Source organism: Sphingobium sp. B12D2B, from assembly GCF_025961775.1.
In the GTDB taxonomy this organism is placed as follows: Bacteria; Pseudomonadota; Alphaproteobacteria; order Sphingomonadales; family Sphingomonadaceae; genus Sphingobium.
This window is the reverse complement of the sequence record NZ_JAOQOH010000001.1, coordinates 2,312,610-2,330,900: the sequence shown is the minus strand read 5'-3', so window position 1 is coordinate 2,330,900 and position 18,291 is coordinate 2,312,610. Positions and strand designations below refer to the sequence as shown.

General features: G+C 63.8%; 21 protein-coding genes. 18 read left to right on the top strand and 3 right to left on the bottom strand.

Going from position 1 to position 18,291, the window contains the following annotated elements:
- Positions 1 to 82: 82 nt before the first annotated feature.
- The 3 genes from M2335_RS11070 (at position 83) to M2335_RS11060 (ending at position 2,989) form a co-directional block, all read left to right on the top strand.
- Positions 83 to 1,594: an aldehyde dehydrogenase family protein gene (locus M2335_RS11070; RefSeq protein ID WP_319801197.1), complete on the top strand. Its 1,512-nt coding sequence runs from the start codon at positions 83 to 85 to the stop codon at positions 1,592 to 1,594.
- Between the two features lie 160 nt (positions 1,595 to 1,754).
- On the top strand, positions 1,755 to 2,183 hold the full coding sequence (locus tag M2335_RS11065; protein WP_264572545.1) for a MarR family winged helix-turn-helix transcriptional regulator: 429 nt from the start codon (positions 1,755 to 1,757) through the stop codon (positions 2,181 to 2,183).
- A complete protein-coding gene (locus M2335_RS11060; RefSeq protein WP_264594713.1) occupies positions 2,180 to 2,989 on the top strand; it encodes a nuclear transport factor 2 family protein in 810 nt (269 codons plus the stop codon). The genes M2335_RS11065 and M2335_RS11060 overlap by 4 nt, the downstream gene beginning before the upstream one ends.
- Positions 2,990 to 2,992: 3 nt before the next feature.
- Here M2335_RS11060 and M2335_RS11055 read toward each other — a convergent pair whose 3' ends face one another.
- The gene (locus M2335_RS11055; protein ID WP_264586003.1) at positions 2,993 to 3,175 is read right to left on the bottom strand and encodes a hypothetical protein; all 183 of its coding nucleotides are present in this window, start codon (positions 3,173 to 3,175) and stop codon (positions 2,993 to 2,995) included.
- A gap of 109 nt (positions 3,176 to 3,284) precedes the next feature.
- Between M2335_RS11055 and M2335_RS11050 the strand changes: the two genes are divergently transcribed.
- A complete protein-coding gene (locus M2335_RS11050) occupies positions 3,285 to 4,016 on the top strand; it encodes an extensin family protein (RefSeq protein WP_264594712.1) in 732 nt (243 codons plus the stop codon).
- Here M2335_RS11050 and M2335_RS11045 read toward each other — a convergent pair whose 3' ends face one another.
- Complete coding sequence (locus M2335_RS11045; RefSeq protein ID WP_264594711.1) at positions 4,017 to 5,015, bottom strand: DNA topoisomerase IB; 999 nt, start codon at positions 5,013 to 5,015, stop codon at positions 4,017 to 4,019. It abuts the gene before it with no gap.
- Positions 5,016 to 5,171: 156 nt separating this feature from the next.
- Between M2335_RS11045 and fumC the strand changes: the two genes are divergently transcribed.
- The 5 genes from fumC to M2335_RS11020 all read left to right on the top strand — a co-directional run bounded on the left by fumC (position 5,172) and on the right by M2335_RS11020 (position 8,271).
- Positions 5,172 to 6,548 (top strand): class II fumarate hydratase, encoded by a 1,377-nt coding sequence (gene fumC / locus M2335_RS11040; protein WP_413716145.1) that lies wholly within the window; start codon positions 5,172 to 5,174, stop codon positions 6,546 to 6,548.
- A gap of 25 nt (positions 6,549 to 6,573) precedes the next feature.
- Entirely contained in the window at positions 6,574 to 6,699 is a 126-nt protein-coding gene (locus tag M2335_RS11035; RefSeq protein ID WP_264594709.1) for a hypothetical protein, read from the top strand.
- Between the two features lie 87 nt (positions 6,700 to 6,786).
- Positions 6,787 to 7,155, top strand: coding sequence for a PRC-barrel domain-containing protein (locus M2335_RS11030; RefSeq protein WP_181559327.1), 369 nt, complete (start codon positions 6,787 to 6,789; stop codon positions 7,153 to 7,155).
- Positions 7,156 to 7,213: 58 nt separating this feature from the next.
- Complete coding sequence (locus M2335_RS11025; protein ID WP_264572550.1) at positions 7,214 to 7,396, top strand: DUF3008 family protein; 183 nt, start codon at positions 7,214 to 7,216, stop codon at positions 7,394 to 7,396.
- Positions 7,397 to 7,419: 23 nt separating this feature from the next.
- Positions 7,420 to 8,271, top strand: a complete 852-nt coding sequence (locus M2335_RS11020; protein WP_264594708.1) for an SDR family oxidoreductase — start codon at positions 7,420 to 7,422, stop codon at positions 8,269 to 8,271.
- A 2-nt stretch (positions 8,272 to 8,273) separates the two neighbouring features.
- Here M2335_RS11020 and M2335_RS11015 read toward each other — a convergent pair whose 3' ends face one another.
- The gene (locus M2335_RS11015) at positions 8,274 to 10,166 is read right to left on the bottom strand and encodes a hypothetical protein (protein ID WP_264594707.1); all 1,893 of its coding nucleotides are present in this window, start codon (positions 10,164 to 10,166) and stop codon (positions 8,274 to 8,276) included.
- Positions 10,167 to 10,353: 187 nt separating this feature from the next.
- On the opposite strand from M2335_RS11015, the gene M2335_RS11010 reads away from it, so the two are divergent.
- The 9 genes from M2335_RS11010 (at position 10,354) to ccoP (ending at position 18,225) form a co-directional block, all read left to right on the top strand.
- Complete coding sequence (locus tag M2335_RS11010; protein ID WP_264594706.1) at positions 10,354 to 11,004, top strand: HAD family hydrolase; 651 nt, start codon at positions 10,354 to 10,356, stop codon at positions 11,002 to 11,004.
- Between the two features lie 11 nt (positions 11,005 to 11,015).
- A complete protein-coding gene (locus M2335_RS11005; protein WP_264594705.1) occupies positions 11,016 to 11,915 on the top strand; it encodes a phosphotransferase in 900 nt (299 codons plus the stop codon).
- A gap of 17 nt (positions 11,916 to 11,932) precedes the next feature.
- A complete protein-coding gene (locus M2335_RS11000; protein ID WP_181559333.1) occupies positions 11,933 to 12,988 on the top strand; it encodes a hypothetical protein in 1,056 nt (351 codons plus the stop codon).
- Positions 12,989 to 13,121: 133 nt separating this feature from the next.
- Entirely contained in the window at positions 13,122 to 13,730 is a 609-nt protein-coding gene (locus M2335_RS10995; protein WP_264594704.1) for an NAD(P)-dependent oxidoreductase, read from the top strand.
- A 109-nt stretch (positions 13,731 to 13,839) separates the two neighbouring features.
- On the top strand, positions 13,840 to 14,538 hold the full coding sequence (locus M2335_RS10990) for a Crp/Fnr family transcriptional regulator (protein ID WP_181559335.1): 699 nt from the start codon (positions 13,840 to 13,842) through the stop codon (positions 14,536 to 14,538).
- Positions 14,539 to 14,685: 147 nt separating this feature from the next.
- On the top strand, positions 14,686 to 16,353 hold the full coding sequence (gene ccoN / locus M2335_RS10985; RefSeq protein ID WP_264572558.1) for a cytochrome-c oxidase, cbb3-type subunit I: 1,668 nt from the start codon (positions 14,686 to 14,688) through the stop codon (positions 16,351 to 16,353).
- A gap of 12 nt (positions 16,354 to 16,365) precedes the next feature.
- Positions 16,366 to 17,100, top strand: coding sequence for a cytochrome-c oxidase, cbb3-type subunit II (gene ccoO / locus M2335_RS10980; RefSeq protein WP_264576039.1), 735 nt, complete (start codon positions 16,366 to 16,368; stop codon positions 17,098 to 17,100).
- A complete protein-coding gene (locus M2335_RS10975; protein ID WP_181559338.1) occupies positions 17,097 to 17,285 on the top strand; it encodes a cbb3-type cytochrome oxidase subunit 3 in 189 nt (62 codons plus the stop codon). Before ccoO ends, M2335_RS10975 begins: the two co-directional genes overlap by 4 nt.
- A complete protein-coding gene (ccoP, locus tag M2335_RS10970; protein WP_264594703.1) occupies positions 17,278 to 18,225 on the top strand; it encodes a cytochrome-c oxidase, cbb3-type subunit III in 948 nt (315 codons plus the stop codon). Before M2335_RS10975 ends, ccoP begins: the two co-directional genes overlap by 8 nt.
- Positions 18,226 to 18,291 lie beyond the last annotated feature (66 nt).

The following is an 18,291-nucleotide window of genomic DNA, read 5'->3' as shown; positions in this document are numbered from 1 at the left end:
CTGTTATTGAGGAGATCATGATGATTCAACATGATCTCTGCCGTCAGGGTGCCGACGGCTGCTGGAAAGGATGTCTGTTTCGATGAATGCGCCTTACAATCCCGGTCTGCTTGAGCAACTGCGTATGCGCTACGCCAACGGCCCGGTCAAAATGTTGATCGGCGGGCAGTGGGTCGAGGCCGCATCCGGCGAAACCTTCGAAACGCTCAATCCCTCGACCGGCGAACTCATCGCAAATGTCGCCAGCGCCGGCGAGGTCGATGTGGACCGGGCCGTCGCCGCCGCGCGCAAGGCGTTCGAGGGTGCCTGGTCGGGCGTGAAGCCGACCGAGCGGACGAATCTGCTGCTCAAGCTCGCCGATCTGCTCGAAGCCAATGCCGAGGAACTGGCTCTGCTGGAGACGCTGGACGTAGGCCGCCCCATCCAGTTCTCGCGGATGATCGACGTCGCGGGTGCCGTCGGCCAGCTGCGCTACAATGCCGGCTGGGCGACCAAGATCTTCGGTGAGACCGCAGAGATCAGCGCACCCGGCGAATGGCTCTCCTATGTGCTGCGCGAGCCGGTTGGCGTGTGCGCGCAGATCGTGCCGTGGAACTTCCCGCTGGTCATGGCGATGGGCAAGCTCGCGCCAGCGATTGCGGCGGGCTGCACCGTGGTGCTCAAGCCGGCCGAACAGACTCCGCTCAGCACGCTGCGGCTGGGTGAGCTGGTGCTTGAGGCGGGTTTCCCCGAGGGCGTGATCAACATCGTCTCGGGCTTCGGCCGGACCGCTGGCGCGGCGCTGGCTGCGCACCGCGATGTCGACAAGGTCTCGTTCACCGGTTCGACGGTGACCGGCAAGGCGATCATCGAAGCCTCCAAGACCAATTTCAAGCGCGTGCAGCTCGAGCTGGGCGGCAAGTCGCCCACCTATATTTTTGCAGATGCGGATCTTTCCAAGGCCATTCCGGCGGCGGCGATGGGTATCTTCTTCAATGCCGGTCAGGTCTGCGCGGCGGGATCGCGCCTGTTCGTGCATGAGAAGGTGGCCGATGCCGTGCTGGAAGGCGTGGTGAACATGGCGCGGGGCATGAAGGTCGGCCAGACCCTCGATGCCTCGACCATGATCGGCCCGCTGGTCAGCGCGGCGCAGCTTGACCGCGTGACCGGTTACATCGAGTCCGGCCGCCAGGAAGGCGCCAGCGTGCTCGCCGGCGGCGATCGCCTTTCCGGCGAGGGCTATGAGGGGGGCTATTTCGTCCAGCCCACCGTGCTAGTGGATACCAAGCCCGACATGCGCGTGCGTGCCGAGGAAATCTTCGGCCCGGTGCTCTGCGCGATGCGATTCACCGACGAGGACGACGTCGCGGCGCTGGCGGCGCGGGGCAATGAGACGGAGTTCGGCCTGTCCGCATCCATCTACACCCAGAATATCTCCACCGCGCACAAGCTGGCCCGGCGCCTCAAATCCGGCACCATCCGCATCAACGGTTCGGGCGGCGTCGATCCCGCGCTTCCGCTCGGCGGCTACAAGGCCTCCGGCTGGGGCCGCGAGAATGGCAAGGCCGGCGTCGAGGCCTATACCGAGCTCAAGGCGGTCAGCGTCGCCCTCTAAGGGCGCGCAGCGAATTATAGTGCCGCCTCGGGTCTACCGGGGCGGCCCGAGGAGAGGGGGAGCGCAATTGAGCGCAAAGGATAGCAGCAATGGGGCGGCGGGGCCTCTCGAAGAAGCCTGGCGCATCTTCGATTCCCGCCACCTTCCTTATCGTCTGCTTATGCTCGGCAAGATGCTGGACCGGCTTTCGGTCCAGCACATCCGGGACAATGCGGGTGTCTCGCTGGCGGAGTGGCGGGTGCTGGCGCATTTGGCCGTAATGGGCACCAAAAGTGCCAGCGAAGTGTCGGCAGCCGCGCTGGTGGACCGGGCGGAAGTCAGCCGGGCGGTGCGGGTTCTGGAAGAAGAAGGCTTTCTGCGGCGCGAGGAAAACCCCCGAAACCGCAAGAGCAGCCTGCTGGTGCTGACCGAAAAGGGGCAGGACAGCTACAAGCGGGTCCATATGGACCGGCGAAAGTTCTTCAGCATGTTGACGGCCGATTTCAGCGAGTCCGAACTGTCGGACCTGGACGGCATGTTGCTGCGCATGGCCAAGCGGGCCGATCAAATGGGGCGTGAAGGCGTTCCTTCAGCGAGGAAAAAGCCTTGAATTACGACGATTACGTCGCCGACTTCAACGAAGGTCAGGATGATCGCCTTGTCGAGCGGTGGTTCGCGCCGGATTGCGTGATGTACAGCAGCACCCGCGTCTGCCGTGGGCGCGATGGCCTGCTCGATTTCCTCGACTGGGCGCATGACGGCGTACGCGAGGTCATCCGGCCCCGGCTGGTGCTGCAGGAGGGCAACCGGCTGTTCGTCGATGTGGACATGGATTTCATCTGCCACGCGCCGCGCCCCGATTTCCCCTTCGCGCCCTTGCTGCCGGGCGACATCCTGACGGTGCGGTTCTTCGTGACCTATCTGTTGAACGAGGCCGGGCAAATCCAGGAACTGTGCTCCATGACCTGGCCGGCGGAGCAGGGCGTCACCAAGGCGCCGATGCTCTCATCCCATGCGGGCGGGCGTGCGGCCTATCATGCCTATGCGGCGGCGTTCAGCGCTGGCGATATGGAGCGAGCGGGGCGTTACTACACAGAGGACTGTGTGCTGCGGCTACCCTCAGTGCCTGTCATCAACGGACACGATGGCATCTGCGACTTCTATCGCACGATGTTCCAGACGGTACGGGAAGATCTCACCATCCATGGGCTGGTGATCGACGATAATGGGATTGCGGTGGACTGCACCAGCACGTTCACGGCGCAGGAGGACGCGCCCGATTTCGTGGTCGCGCCGCTCAGGCGGGGCGAGAGCGTTCAGGTGCGTGTCTTCGTCGTGTACGGATTGCGCAATGGGCAAATCGCGACGATCGACGTGGCGCGGGCAGGCGCCGTGGCACCGCCCGCGTCCGCCTGATCTTCAGGTTATCGACGGCTGGAATGCTGGCGGGTCGCTGGCGGGAAAGGACTCGTCCGAGGCTTCGTCAATCTCGTCCCATTTGCCCGGAGCGGGCTTGTGCTTCATCGCATCCGGCCCGGCATCGCGAACCTCGGGGTTTTCGTCCGTCTCGGTATTCGTCTTGGGGTCTTCGGGCATCGACATCTCAAATCCTTTCGTGATTTCCTTGTCGTCTGATCGATCAACGCCTGCGTGCGCCAGCAGTTGCATGGCCCTGTCGGAAGCGGAACGCGTCCTGCCGCGTTAGGCAGCTATGAAGGCATCCGGTTTTTATCGCGCGATCCGCTGGCTCGTCTGGGCGGGCGCTCTGATTCTGGCAGCGTTGCTGGCGTTCGCACTGTTCCGCCCGGCCCCGCAGGATCTTCCCTGGACGCCGCTTTCGCTCGATCAGCCCATCGGCCTGTTCACGCGGCACAAGCTCTCGGGATTGCGGGATGATGCGCCACAATGTCGCGCCTTGCTGCATCGCGCCGGGTTGGAGACGACGGCGGTCCCGGCTTTCGGTAATGAACAATGCCGGGTCACGACCGCCACCCGCCTCGCGGCGGGGCAGGACATGCTCGCCCTTTCGCCGACGGACGTTGCCCCGGCCTGTACCGTTATGGCCGCCACCGCGCTCTGGACCTGGCAGGTCGTCCAGCCTGCCGCGCAGCAAATCCTCGGCGCGTCTTTGGTGCGCATCGAGCATTTGGGCAGCTATAGTTGCCGGCGGATGTACGGGCGCGGCGAAGGTGCGTGGAGCGAACATGCCACCGCCAATGCGCTGGACATCGCCGGCTTCGTGCTAAGCGACGGCCGCCGGATCTCGGTGCTGCGCGATTGGGACGGGGAGGGCGAAGAGGCCGCCTTCCTGCGGACCGTGCGCGATGGCGCATGCCGCGTGTTTTCGACCGTGCTCTCGCCGGATTATAACCGCCAGCATGCCGATCACTTTCACTTCGATCAGGCGGATCGGGGCGGGGTCAGCTGGGGCGTTTGTCGCTGATCAGCCGGCCTCGACCTGCTGCTCTTCCAGCCAGGCGATCAGGCCGCGTTCGGGGCGGCTGAGCCATTTGGTCTGGCGCGGCAGGTGCGTCTGCTTGCGGAATTCGCCCGCCCCGTCGCGCGCAAGGGCGACGAGATTGGGGTGGATGTAGGATTTGCGGGCTATGGCCGGCGTATTGCCCAGATGTTCGGAGACATGGGTCAGCATCGCCGTGAGGGTGGAGACCTCCTGCTCGTGCAGCAGCCAGTCGAACGCGAGCACGCTCGCCCGCCATGTCCGGAAGTGCTTGGCGGTGAAGTCCGCGCCCATCGTCTCGCGCAGATAGCCGTTCACATCCGATGAGGAGACCGGCGAGGCAGTGCCGTCGTCGCGCAGATACTGGAAGAGGTGCTGGCCCGGCAGATCCTGCATCTGGCGAACGAATCGAATGAGGCGGCGGTCGGTCATGCTGACTTCGCTCAGCTTGCCCGACTTGGCCTTGAACCGCAGGGTGAGGCGGCTGCCGGTGACCTTGGCGTGGCGCCGGCGCAGGGTGGTGGCGCCAAAGCTGCGATTGCTCTTGGCATAGGCCTCGTTGCCCACGCGGATGCGGCCGCTGTCGAGCAGCTGGACGACCGAGGCGATGGCCCGCTCGGCCGTCAGACCGCGCCCGGCGAGATCATCCTCTACCCGGCGCCGCAGCAGTGGCAACAGCGCGCCGAAAGCGGCGCAGCCCTCATATTTGCGCGCGTCCCGCTCGGCGGTAAAATCGGGATGGTAACGATATTGCTTGCGCCCGCGCGCATCGATGCCCGTCGCCAAAATATGGGCATGGGCATTGGGCGCGAACCAGGCATCGGTATAAGCCGGCGGCAGGCCGATGCGGTTGAGCCGGTCGATCTCCGCCCGTTCGGTGATGCGCGCGCCTTCCGCATCGAAATAGGCCCAGCCGCGTTTTCCACTCGGTCGACGGCGGATGCCCGGCATGCTGTCGTCGACGAAAATCAGCGCGTGTGTCATGCTCAGGGTCCGCTCCTTGCCTATCCACGGGGCCTATCCACGGGACTTGTCCATGGGCATGGACGAGCGCACAACGCGCAAGCTGTGGGTTTGGAGCCCGCCGGTGGCGCACACGGACCGGCACGGCAGATGACAGTGGAGAAACCGGTGACGAAGATGCGGGAAGAACGCGACAGCCTGGGGCCTATCGACGTGCCTGACGCGGTCTATTGGGGCGCTCAGACGCAGCGCAGCATCGAGAATTTTCCGTTCGGCCCGGCCGAGCGAATGCCGACCGGCATCGTCCATGCGCTGGCCATCGTGAAAAGCGCCGCCGCGCATGTGAACCGCGCGCATGGACTGGCCCCGGACATCGCCGATGCCATCGAGACGGCGGCGGCCGAGATCGTGGCCGGCAAGCTAAACGATCAGTTTCCGCTGGTCATCTGGCAGACCGGCAGCGGCACCCAGACCAACATGAATGTGAACGAGGTGATCGCGGGCCGCGCCAACGAGGCGCTGACCGGTAAGCGTGGCGGCAAGGCGCCGGTCCATCCCAACGACCATGTCAATATGAGCCAGTCGTCCAACGACAGCTTCCCGACGGCGCTGCACATCGCAGCGGCCCGCGCGCTGGTCGATCGGCTGCTGCCGGCGCTCGATCATCTTGCCGATCTGCTCGGCGCGATGGCGAAGGCTTGGTCCGGCATCGTCAAGATCGGCCGGACGCATCTGCAGGACGCGACGCCGCTCACGCTGGGGCAGGAGTTCTCCGGCTATGCTCAGCAACTGCTCAACTGCCGCAGCCGTCTCTCCCGCGCCCTGGAAGACGAGCTGATGCCGCTGGCGCAGGGCGGCACGGCGGTCGGCACGGGCCTGAATGCGCCGCAAGGGTTCGGCGAGGCGGTGGCCAAGCAGATTGCGGCGTTGACCGATCTTCCGTTCAGGACCGCGCCCAACAAGTTCGAGGCCTTGGCCTCCAACGATCCGCTGGTCCAGCTCTCCGGGGCGCTGGCAACGCTCGCCGTCGCGCTGACCAAGATCGCCAATGATATTCGCCTGCTGGGTTCAGGGCCGCGTTCGGGGCTGGGCGAACTGGAATTGCCGGCCAATGAGCCAGGCAGCTCGATCATGCCCGGCAAGGTCAACCCCACCCAGTGCGAGATGCTGACGATGGTTGCCGCGCAGGTGATCGGCAATCATCAGGCCGTGACGGTCGGTGGTTTGCAGGGGCATCTCGAACTCAACGTCTTCAAGCCGATGATCGGTGCGGCGATCCTGCGTTCCATCGATCTGCTGAGCACGGGAATGGAGAGCTTTGCCGAGCGCTGCGTGGAAGGCATTATCCCCAATGAGGCGCGCATCGCGGACCTGGTCGAGCGCTCGCTGATGCTGGTCACCGCGCTCGCGCCTGAGGTCGGCTATGACAATGCCGCCAAGATTGCCAAATATGCCCATGAGCAGGGGCTGAGCCTGCGCGAGGCGGCTTCTGCGCTCGGCCTTGTCGATGCGGCGACCTTCGATCGTCTCGTGCAGCCGCAGTCCATGATCTGACCGGACCGGCCTTCTGGACGCCGATGTGACACGGCGTGACTCGCTGTCGATCGGTTTGCCGCTTTACCCGGAACTCCTGCGCTATCTGGCCGTTGGTTTGGCAGATGGCGTCGCGCTGATGCGCGGCCTCAAGACCCAAGGGCCGGCATAGGCCGGCATTGGCACCTTGGTCCCGGTTGGATCGGCAAACCCCTTCCGTGGATCGAGGCCCACCTTCAACAGGAAGAGGACCAGGCTCATGGCTACCGAAATCGCAATTGACGAAACTCAGCGCCTCATCTCCTCAGACAAGGTCGAGGGCACGACGGTGTACAACCGGCAAGGCGAGAAGCTCGGGACGGTGCGCAACTTCATGGTCGATAAGCGGAGCGGCAAGGCTGAATATGCCGTGATGTCGTTCGGTGGCCTGTTCGGCCTCGGCAGCGATTATTATCCGCTGCCGTGGGACATGCTCGATTATGATACCGAATATGGCGGCTATGTCGTCGATATCGAGAAATCCCGTCTCGAAGGCGCGCCGCGATATGCGCAGGAAGACCCCGTCTACGACCATGGCTACGGCCGGCAGGTCTACGGATATTGGGGCATCCCTTATCCCTTCGTCTGATCGACAGGCACAGGCCGCCCGGAACGAACGGGCGGCCTTTTAATTTGGAGGCTTACTCATGCCAGCCAAATCCAAAGCGCAGCAGAAAGCCGCCGGGGCAGCCTTGTCTGCCAAACGCGGTGACAGCGCCAAATCCGATCTCAAGGGCGCCTCACGCGAGATGTATGACTCGATGAGCAAGAGTCAGCTTGAGGATTTTGCCTCCGGCAGCCGCAAGGGCAAGCCGGACCACGTCAAGTGACGTGCTGAACGGAAGAATGATCCATGACTGACACAATCGAGATGATCCACGAAGACAATTTGCCTGGTGACGAGCATAAGCTCGATCCCCAGCCGGAGTTCATGCCGCGCTACCCCGGATCGGGCCGACTGAAAGGCAAGGTCGCGGTTGTGACCGGGGCGGATAGCGGGATCGGCCGCGCGGTCGCGGTGCTGTTCGCGCGTGAAGGCGCCGATGTCGCCATCGCCTATTTGTGCGAGCATGAAGACGCCGCCAAGACGCAAAAGCTGGTCGAGCAGGAAGGCGCTCGCGCGCTGGTATTCGCTGGCGATCTGGGTGACAAGGCTGTCTGTCAGGACCTGATCGATCGCACAGTGGGCGCGTTCGGGCGTCTCGACATCATCGTCAACAATGCCGGCGAGCAGCACCCGGACAAGGCGATCGAGGACATCACTGAGGAACAGCTCAAGCGGACCTTCCAGACGAACATCTACTCGATGTTCTTCGTCGTGCAGGCGGCGATGCCGCATCTTCGCGAGGGCGCTGCAATCGTTAATTGCACGTCCGTCACGATGTATCAGGGCTCCAAGGAACTGCTCGATTATTCGAGCACCAAGGGCGCCATCACGGCGTTTACCCGCTCGCTCAGCGAAAACCTCATCGAGAAGGGCATTCGCGTCAACGCGGTGGCGCCGGGGCCGATCTGGACGCCGCTCAACCCGTTCGGCGGTGCCACCAAGGAGAAGCTCGCGCATTTCGGCGAGAGCACGCCCATGGGTCGCCCGGGCCAGCCCAACGAAGTCGCGCCGTGCTTCCTGTTCCTCGCCTGCGAGGATTCCAGCTATATGAGCGGGCAGGTGCTCCACCCCAATGGTGGGATGGTCGTCGGCTCCTGAGTTCAGCGCCTCTGCCTGTCCGTTCGCGCCGCTGTGAGCAAAGCCTTGTCCACAGCGTCGTGACGGCCGGCAGCGTCCTGCTCAAGGGCAGCGCAGATGGCGCTGCTCGCCATCGGCGCTGCTTCCATCAACTTGCCCATCCGGGCCGGCAATCTGGCCGCGGTGATGCCGGCATACCAACAGGTCTGGGCAAGACTGACATGACCCATCAAATCCGGCTTGGCATCATAGAGCGCCATCTCATGAAAGCGAGGCGCGATATCCAGCGTGTCGGCATAGACCGCCATGGTCGCGGCGCTGGCGAGCGCGACCTGATCCCCGATCATGAGTGAGCCATATTGATGGCCCATCGCCGCATCGGCAAGCAGCGTGGGCGTCGCCCGGCAAGCGGCCAAGGCGTCGCCCCAGCGGAACGCTTTCGCGCCGATAACCTTATCCGGGCGGATGCGCAGGATGAGATCGAATTCGTCGCCTCGGGCCGTCGCCATGTCCGACGCGGCCTTGAGCTTGTAGTGCATCTTGCGGGGGTTGGACCAACCCGCAAAATCCGGGTCGCTATCGTCCTCCAGCACCACATGCTCGGTGCTATAAAAGGCTTCGAGTTCAGCCTTGCTGACGACCCCGCCATCCGCCAGCGCGGCGAACAGCGCGGGGTAGCGCTCGGCCATGCCGGGCATGCCGATGCGCCCGGCGTGCAGGCGCCACGCTTCGCAAAAGGCTTCGCCGGCGAAGGGCAGATAAGCGCGGAACGGCTCTGCGCCCGAGCGCCCGATCTTGCTCCAGCTATGGATGAAGAATTGGCAGTCCGCGTCCCGCAGCAAGCTGGCCTGCCAGGTCGGGAAGGCCGCGCGGTAGCCACGCAGCTGGCCCGAAACGCACACGGCAATGCGCGGACGGCGCCGCCCGAGCTTGAGGAAAGGCGCCTTGCCCGTGACCTTGTCCTCCACGAAAGCGGCCGCCTGCCATGGCCTGGAGTCCAGCCGGGCAAGCGCTGCGTTCGACCGAGCGCGATCAGCAGTCGAGCGCAGCTTGAGGCCCGGCTGCGCCAGCGCGGCCAGGTCCGGACCGAGGGCCGTCGTGACTGCCGCTGCGCTCGCGGGACCATCCGGCGAAACCGCCCATCGCAGCGCCAGAGAGCGCGCCGCCGCGCCATCGTCCTCATCGGTTGCACCACCCGGATATGCGCTGCGATAGGCCGCCAGCCATGCGGCAAGTTGCGCGTCTGCACGGCGTGATCCCGTGATCCACAGGAAGAGCAGCAACTGCCAGGCGGGGAAACGGCGCACCAGCGCATCGGGCGGTGTGTTCTCGGCGAGACCGGCCAGATCGGCGATGTTGCCCTGAAAATGCACCGCATCGAACATGCCATTATAGGGAAGGCTGAGTTCGTGTCGGTCCAGTTGCGGCAGCAGGTCGAGATGCCAGCGCGAGATCGCGGCTTCGTCCTGCCAGCCCTGCAGGGGGTGGCGCAGCAGCAGTACGGCGATCAAAAAGCCGCGGTCGCGCGCGCCCTCATCCCACAAAGCTGTCAGAACGGGCCGAAGAAGCTCGGCCGCCTTCTGGAGGACGCCCTGATTGCCGCCGGCATGGGCTGCTGCGATCCGCGCGCACAGGGCAGGGGGCGTGCCGTCGCGATCGCGCTCAAGGACGAGGATGCGGAGGAGATCGTCCAGCCGCTCCCGACCCCAGTCCGTCGGCAAAGCCTCGTCCATCAGCGCGCCGGTCACCGCGCGTCCGGCGCCCTCAAAGGCGCGGTGGGCCGTTATGCCCTCCTTAAATATTGCCTCGTAAATCTCCAAGGCAGGGGTATAGTTTGAGGCCTCGGTCAATTCTTTGGCTGCGGCAAGCCGATTGTCGAGGAACTCGCTTGCAGGTTTTCCATTTACAGACTTCACGGGTTTTCCTCGATGGCCAATGGCGCGCGCGTTCAACCTAGCAAGATTTCGGATTAAGAATTCAACCCATTTCCACATTCGCATGACGGCCAGCTGAGAGAATGCTCGCCAGCGCGATAGATGTGCGTCGATTGCAGGGGGTTATTTGAAGGTCGATGGTCGTTTTAGTTAAGTCGCGGGGCGGGAAATGACGCCAGACGTGTCCGTGGAGCCATGGCCGCTCGGCGTGGACCTCTCCGCCTATGACGCCCTGCTATTCGATCTGGATGGCACGCTGGTCGATACCATGCCGCTCCACGGCCTCGCCTACGCAGCCGTGTTCGATGCGCGCGGCTATCGCTTCACCATGGATGATTATCTTGCAAATGTCGGTCCGCCCGCCCGGATCGCGATCCCGGCTTTTGCGGCAGCGGCGGGCATGGGTGAGATCGACGATGCGATGATCGCCGCCCTCCATGCCGAGAAGAAGGCGCATTTCAAGACCGTGCTACGGCAGGAGAAGGCGCCGGCACTGACCGCGTCACACTTGCTGACGCGTCATGCCGGCACGATCCCCATGGCGTTGGTGTCGTCGGGCAACCGGGACGGCGTGGAAGCGATCTTGGAAACGATGGCGTGGCGCCCCCATTTCGGCGCCGTGGTGAGCGGCGATGATGTGGCGCAAGGCAAGCCGCATGCCGAACCTTATCTCACCGGCGCGGCGTTACTGGGCGTGGCGCCCGCACGCTGCCTCGTGTTCGAGGATACGCCGGTCGGGATCGCGTCCGGCCTTGCCGCGGGCATGACTGTCATCGACGTGACCCAAGCCGGCGTCATCCATCGGCCGGGCAAATCATGACAGGACCAGAGTTGACCCTCGACAGCCACCCGGCTTTGCGGATGTTTCGCGAGGTCATTCCGCTCTCCGGCTTTTCCGGCGCGACCGTCGCGTTGGTCCGTGATAGCGGACAGCCCTTCGTGCGCAAGGCGGCCAATCTTGTCGATGCCAACGGGTCGTTGCGCGATCAGGCGGTGCGGCAGCAGGCGCTGGCTGGGCTGGTGGAAGGCTGTGCCGGGATGCCTGAGGTGCTCGACATGGGCGAGCAGGACGGGCTTTTCTATTTCGACATGGCGTTCATCCCGTCGCGCGATGCGGTCAATTTCCTTTCCAATGGCACCTTTGATAATGTCGCCGATTTCGCCGACCGCGTGGAGCGGCTGATGAGCCGCCTGGCGGTTTCGGTGCCGGTCAGCCAGCCGCCACTCGCCCCGCGCAAGAGCCTGCTGGTGGACAAGCTGCAGCAGATCGCCGACAAGACTGGCGCGATGCACGAGCAAGCACTCGCCCCTCTGGTGGAGGCGGTACAGCGCATGGATGTGCTGGTGGCGGACGAAAAGCCCACCGCAGCGCATGGCGATCTAACCTTCGAGAACATCCTCGTCGACCGGCGCGGCGCCTTGTGGCTGATCGATACGATCACATCGCCCTTCGATCACGTCTGGATCGACTGGTCCAAGCTGTTTCAGGAATGCGAGGGGCTTTGGCACGCCCATCGCGGCCGGCCGCTGGCACGGGGCGTGACATGGTGGCTGCGGCAGCGCTTCCATGCTGCCGCGACAGCGCTGGACCCGGCGTATCCCGCACGCCATTACATCCTGCTCGGCCTCACCTTCGCGCGCATCCTGCCTTATGCGAAGACCGACGAGGACCGGGCCTTCGTTGCCCGGCGGGTGGCCGAATGCGGCCGTGCTGCCCTGGACAATCTTTGACGCGAGAGAGAAGACCCATGAAGATCATCGTACCCTGCGCCGGCCGCTCCTCCCGCTTCCCCAACATGGCGCCTAAGTGGATGCTGCCCGACAATGATGGCCTGCCCATGGTCTTCAAGGCAGTACAGGGCCTTGGCGCCAATGTGGATGATTTCATCTTCACGATCCTGCGCGAGCATGAAGAGCGCTTCCAGGCTCAGGAAGGTCTGCGCGCCGCCTTTGGGCAGAAGGTCAATTGCGTCATTCTGGACGAGCCGACACGCAGCCAGTCCGAGACGGTTGCCCAGACGCTGCTCAAGAGCGGCATCGACGAGCCCTTCATGGTGAAGGACAGCGACAATTATTTTGAGGTGCCGCACCTCTATCAGACATACAATTATGTCTGCGTCGCCTCGCTCAGCAGCTTCAGCCAGGTCAATCCGCAGAACAAGAGCTATGTTCAGGTCGATCAGGAAGATGTGATCGTCAATTTCCGCGAAAAGCAGGTCATCTCCGATCTGTTCAGCGTCGGCGGCTATTATTTCTCTAGCCCGCGCGAGTTTTTGACGGCCTATGACGAGCTGATGGGCCAGCCGCGCCTGTCCGCCGGCGAGCTCTATCTCTCCGAGATTATCGGCTATCTGGCGATGCAGGGCTCGGTGTTCCGCATCCAGCGGATCAAGCAGTATCAGGACTGGGGGACGGTCCACGAGTGGCGCGAATATCTGCAGGGCCACCGGGTGTTCTTCATCAGCGTCGATGGCTTCCTGTTCGAGCAGGGGTCGCTGTTTTTCAAGCCCGGCTTCGAGGAAGTGAAGCCCAACCCGGTGGCGATCGAGACGGTGCAGAAACTGGCGGCGGAGGGGCAGAAGATCTTCTATCTCTCCATCCGTCCGCAGGAGCTGGAAGCGCTGACCAAGAGCCAGCTTGCCGCCGCTGGCTTGCCGGAGCGGCCGCTGCTGCTCGGCTGCGATCTCGCGCAGTGGACGCTGCTGACTGCGCCGCATTCCAATCAGCCGTTCCGCACCTCGCATGCTGTCGAGATCGCTGCGGATGACCCGAACATGGCGGAAAAGCTGGCCGTTGATCGCTGACGTCGGGAAACGCGGCGCTGGTCTCTTGCCTTTGTCCGGCTTGACCCTAAGAACAGGCCCTTAGAATAGGCAAAGTCAATTTGGGTGTCGCGGGCTAGGCGCGCGATGTGCCCGATAAGAGAGGAATGCAGGCATGAAGATCGCAATCATGGGTGCCACTGGCAATGCAGGCCAGCGTCTGGTCGATGAGGCCGTGAGTCGCGGGCACAATGTCACAGGCATTTCGCGCAGCGCAGACACCCAAGCCCCGCGCGAGGGCGTGACGTGGGTGAAGGCCGACATCAATGATGTCGACGACATGGCGAGCAAGATCGCCGGCCACGATGCGGTCATTCTCTCCATGCCGTTCAAGTCGCTGGATGCGGACAATGTGTTTGCCGTGGCCCGCAAGGCCGGGTGCTGGCTGCTGGTCGTCGGTGGCGCGGCGAGCCTGCAGACCGAGGATGGCGTGGTGCTGCTCGATACGCCGGGTTTCCCGGACTTCATCAAGGTCGAGGCCGCGCCGGCGCGAGATTTCCTTAACCAGCTGAAGGCGGGGCCGGGCTTTGATTGGACGTTCCTGTCGCCGGCCATGATGTTCGGACCGGGCGAGCGCACCGGCACCTTTCGCCTCGGCACCGAAACGCTGCTGACGGCGCCGGATGGCAAAAGCTCGATCAGCTATGAGGATTTCGCCGTCGCGATGATCGACGAGATCGAGACGCCCAAGCACAAGAACATGCGGTTCACCGTCGGCTACTGACGACGGTGTCTTCCGTGAAGGGTGAGGGGCGGGACTGCCAATGTGTCTTTGGCACAGATGGCCTGCTTAGGCCGTTGGAAAGTCTCGACGACTGCTGTAAAGAGTCGCGGTGACTAGCTGCCAACAGTGTGTCGTGCGGAACCGCGCGATCTGTTCATCTTTGGATACCTCCGAGCTGGAGGTGCTCAACAAGATCGGTCGTCGCGTGCCCGTGCATCGCGGGCAGACGCTGATGTGGGAAGGCGATGACAGCTTGCTGGTCGCCAATGTGATTGACGGCGTGCTCAAACTGTCGACCTCGACGGCGGATGGCCGCGAGCAGATTGTTGGCGTCGTCTATCCCTCCGATTTCATCGGGCGACCGTTTGGCAGCACGACTCAGCACAGCGTCACCGCGCTGTGCGATGCGCAGGTGTGCCTGTTCACGCGCTCCTCGTTCGACGATTTTGCCCGCACGCATCCGGAGCTGGAGCACAAGCTGCTCCAACGGACCCTCACCGAATTGGATCGCGCGCGTCACTGGATGCTGCTGCTGGGACGCAAGAGCGCCGGAGAGCGTGTCGCGACCTTCCTGCTCGAAATGGCGCAGCGGCTTGCGGATGCAAGCTGTAGCGGCAGCGATCTTGTCGAGCGCTTCGAACTGCCGCTCACCCGCCAGCAGATGGCCGATCTGCTGGGCCTGACCATCGAGACTGTGAGTCGCCAGCTCACCCGGCTCCGCCAGGCCGGGATCATCGATCTGCCGGATCGGCGGACTGTCGTCATCCTAGATCATGACGCCATGGAGGCCGAAGCCGGCAACGGCTGAGCTCCGCGCTCCTCGTCGGCGCGCATCGTGGCGCGCCGGCCACCCCGCAGACCGCATTCTTCCCGTTGACCCATGTCAATGATGCCGAGCCCCCGCTGATCCACAGCGACAGCACAGTCCCAGGACTGTGCTGCTCAAGGGGTTTCTATGACCGGTCTAACAATGAAGGCGGGAGGCTGGCTTCTGCTCGCCATTCTCGCGATGCTCGCCTCCGCGCTCGCCGTGGATTCCGGATTTGCCATCCACATGGTCATTGCGTCGCTTGCGGCGCTGCTCGCCATGATGGGGACGCTTCGCTCCGCCGATTGGGGCGGTATGGCGCGCGGCATTCTGCGCATGCCCGATCAGGGGCATTATGATGACGATCCGGTGCGCTGGGGCGTTATCGCCACGGTGTTCTGGGGCATGGCCGGTTTTCTCGCCGGGCTCTACATTGCCTTGCAGCTTGCCTTCCCGGCGCTGAACCTGGGGCTGGAATATACCAGCTTCGGGCGCCTGCGGCCGCTGCACACCTCAGCAGTGATTTTTGCCTTCGGTGGCAATGCCCTGATCGCAACGAGCTTCTATGTCGTGCAGCGCACCTGCCGCGCCCGGCTTGCCTTCCCCTCGCTCGCGCGCTTCGTCTTCTGGGGCTACCAGCTGTTCATCGTGCTCGCCGCGACCGGCTATCTCCTCGGCATCACCGAGGCGAAGGAATATGCCGAGCCCGAATGGTATGTCGACCTGTGGCTCACCATCGTCTGGGTCGCCTATCTCGCGGTCTTCGTTGGCACGATCGTCAAGCGCAGCGAGCCGCATATCTATGTGGCGAACTGGTTTTACCTGAGCTTCATCCTCACCATCGCGATGCTCCACATCGTCAACAACCTGTCGATGCCGGTCAGCCTGCTGGGCTCCAAGAGCTATAGCGCCTTTGCGGGCGTGCAGGATGCGCTGACCCAGTGGTGGTACGGCCATAACGCGGTAGGCTTCTTCCTCACCGCCGGCTTCCTGGCGATGATGTACTATTTCGTGCCCAAGCAGGCCGAGCGGCCGATCTACAGCTATCGCCTGTCGATCATCCACTTCTGGTCGCTGATCTTCCTCTACATCTGGGCCGGTCCGCATCACCTCCACTACACTGCGTTGCCCGACTGGGCGCAGACGCTGGGCATGGTCTTCTCGGTCATGCTGTGGATGCCGAGCTGGGGCGGCATGATCAATGGCCTGATGACGCTGAACGGCGCCTGGGACAAGGTCCGCACCGATCCGATCATCCGCATGATGGTGATGGCGCTCGCCTTCTACGGCATGAGCACCTTCGAAGGGCCGATGCTCTCGATCAAGAGCGTCAACAGCCTCTCGCACTATACGGACTGGACCATCGGCCACGTTCACTCGGGCGCGCTCGGCTGGAACGGCATGATCACCTTCGCGGCGATCTACTATCTTACGCCGCGCCTGTGGGGCCGCAACCGGCTCTACTCGCTGCGCATGGTCAACTGGCACTTCTGGCTCGCGACCGTCGGCATCGTCTTCTACGCCTCGGCCATGTGGGTCGCTGGCATCATGCAGGGCCTGATGTGGCGGGAATATGGGGCGGACGGCTACCTCGTCTACGCCTTCTCTGACACCGTCCGTGCGATGTTCCCGATGTACGTACTGCGCGCCTTCGGCGGACTGCTCTACCTCTCGGGCGCCGTGTGCATGACCATCAATGTGTGGCGCACCATCCTCGGCCACCAGCGCGTCGAAGCGCCGATGAGCGACGCTGCCTACGACGCCGCCAAGGACCGGCCGATCACCCACAAACCTGCTGCGGTTCCCGCGGAATAAGGACGGAAAACCATGTCGAGCTTTGCACAGAAGCACAAGAAGCTGGAGCGGAACGTCACGCTCCTTGCCGTCGCTGCCTTCGCCGCGGTTACCGTCGGCGGCATCGTGGAGATCGCACCCCTCTTCTGGATCGACAACACGATCGAGAAGGTGGAGGGAATGCGTCCCTACACGCCACTGGAGCTGGCGGGCCGGAACATCTACATGCGGGAGGGCTGCTACAACTGCCACTCGCAGATGATCCGCCCGTTCCGCGACGAGGTGGAGCGCTACGGCCATTACAGCCTCGCCGCCGAAAGCATGTATGACCACCCCTTCCAGTGGGGCTCCAAGCGGACTGGGCCGGACCTGGCCCGCGTCGGCAAGCGCTACTCGGATGAGTGGCACGTCCAGCACCTCATCGATCCGCGCAGCGTGGTGCCGGAATCGATCATGCCGACCTATGCCTTCCTCACCAAGCGTGAGCTGAAAGCGGGCGACATGACGGCCCATCTCACGGCGCAGCGCCGGGTTGGCGTGCCCTATAGCGATGAGGACATCGAGAAGGCGAATGCCGATCTCCTGGCGCAGGCCGATCCCGAGGCCGACACCGCCGATCTCCTCAAGCGCTACCCCAAGGCGCAGGCCCGCGATTTCGACGGCAACCCGGCCAAGCTGACCGAGATGGATGCCCTCGTCGCCTATCTCCAGATGCTCGGCACGCTTGTCGATCTGGATAGCGCCGCGCCGCAGGAGGTGGAGCGATGAGCTATAATGATCTGCGCCACTTCGCGGACAGCTACGGGCTTTCGGCAATGGTGGTGCTCTATTTCGGCCTGTGCGCATGGGCGTTCCGTCCCGGCTCGCGCCGGAGCAACCAAGACGCCGCGCACCTGATCTTCGCCGAAGATGGCGAGGCCGCAGCCCATGACAGGAAGAACAACCATGGCTGAGAAGAAACGCATCGACGCGCCGACCGGTACCCAGACCGTCGGCCATGAATGGGACGGGATCGAGGAGCTCGACACCCCCATGCCGCGCTGGTGGGTCTGGACTTTCTACGCAACGATCGTGTTCGCGATCGGCTATGTGGTGGTTTATCCCGCTATTCCCTTCGCGCATGAAGCCAGCAAGGGGCTGTTCGGCTGGTCCAGCCGTGGGCAGCTCCAGCAGGTGATGGACGCCGAGACCGCGCGCCGCACGCCGATCCTCTCGGCCATCGCTGCCACGCCCATCGAGAAGCTGGTCGCCCAGCCAAAGCTGATGGAAGCGGCGATGCAGGGGGGGGCAGCCGCGTTCAAGGTGCATTGCGTGCAGTGCCATGGCTCGGGCGCTGCAGGCGCCAAGGGCTATCCGAATCTGGTGGATGACGACTGGCTGTGGGGTGGCGACCTGCAATCGATCGAATATACGATCACTCATGGCGCTCGGAACCCGGATGAAGCGCAGACCCGCATGAGCCTGATGCCCGCCTTCGGCAAGGACGGCATTCTCACCGGCACGCAGGTTCAGGATGTAGTGAGCCATGTCCGCGTGATCAGCGGGCAGGAGAAGGCCAGCGCTTCCTCACGGCGTGGCGACGTGCTGTTCCAACAGAATTGCGCGGTTTGCCACGGCCCGGCCGGCAAGGGACTGCGTGAATTCGGTGCGCCGAACCTGACCGACCCGATCTGGCTCTATGGCGGCGATCGCGAGACGCTGACCCAGACGGTGACGAACAGCCGTCGGGGTGTGATGCCCGCCTGGGGCCATGCGCTCGACAAGGCGACGATCCGCATGCTGGCCGTCTACGTCCACGGCCTTGGCGGCGGCGAGGCGACGCCCGTCGCAGCGCAGATTGCCGCTCAGGCTGCCGGGGCACCGGAGGCGCAGGCCAACGCCGCAACACCATAAGGCGGAGCCGGCCCTTCCTTCGCGCGTCGGGGGAGGGGCCGGCTGCCGCTCATTTCGTTGATCCTG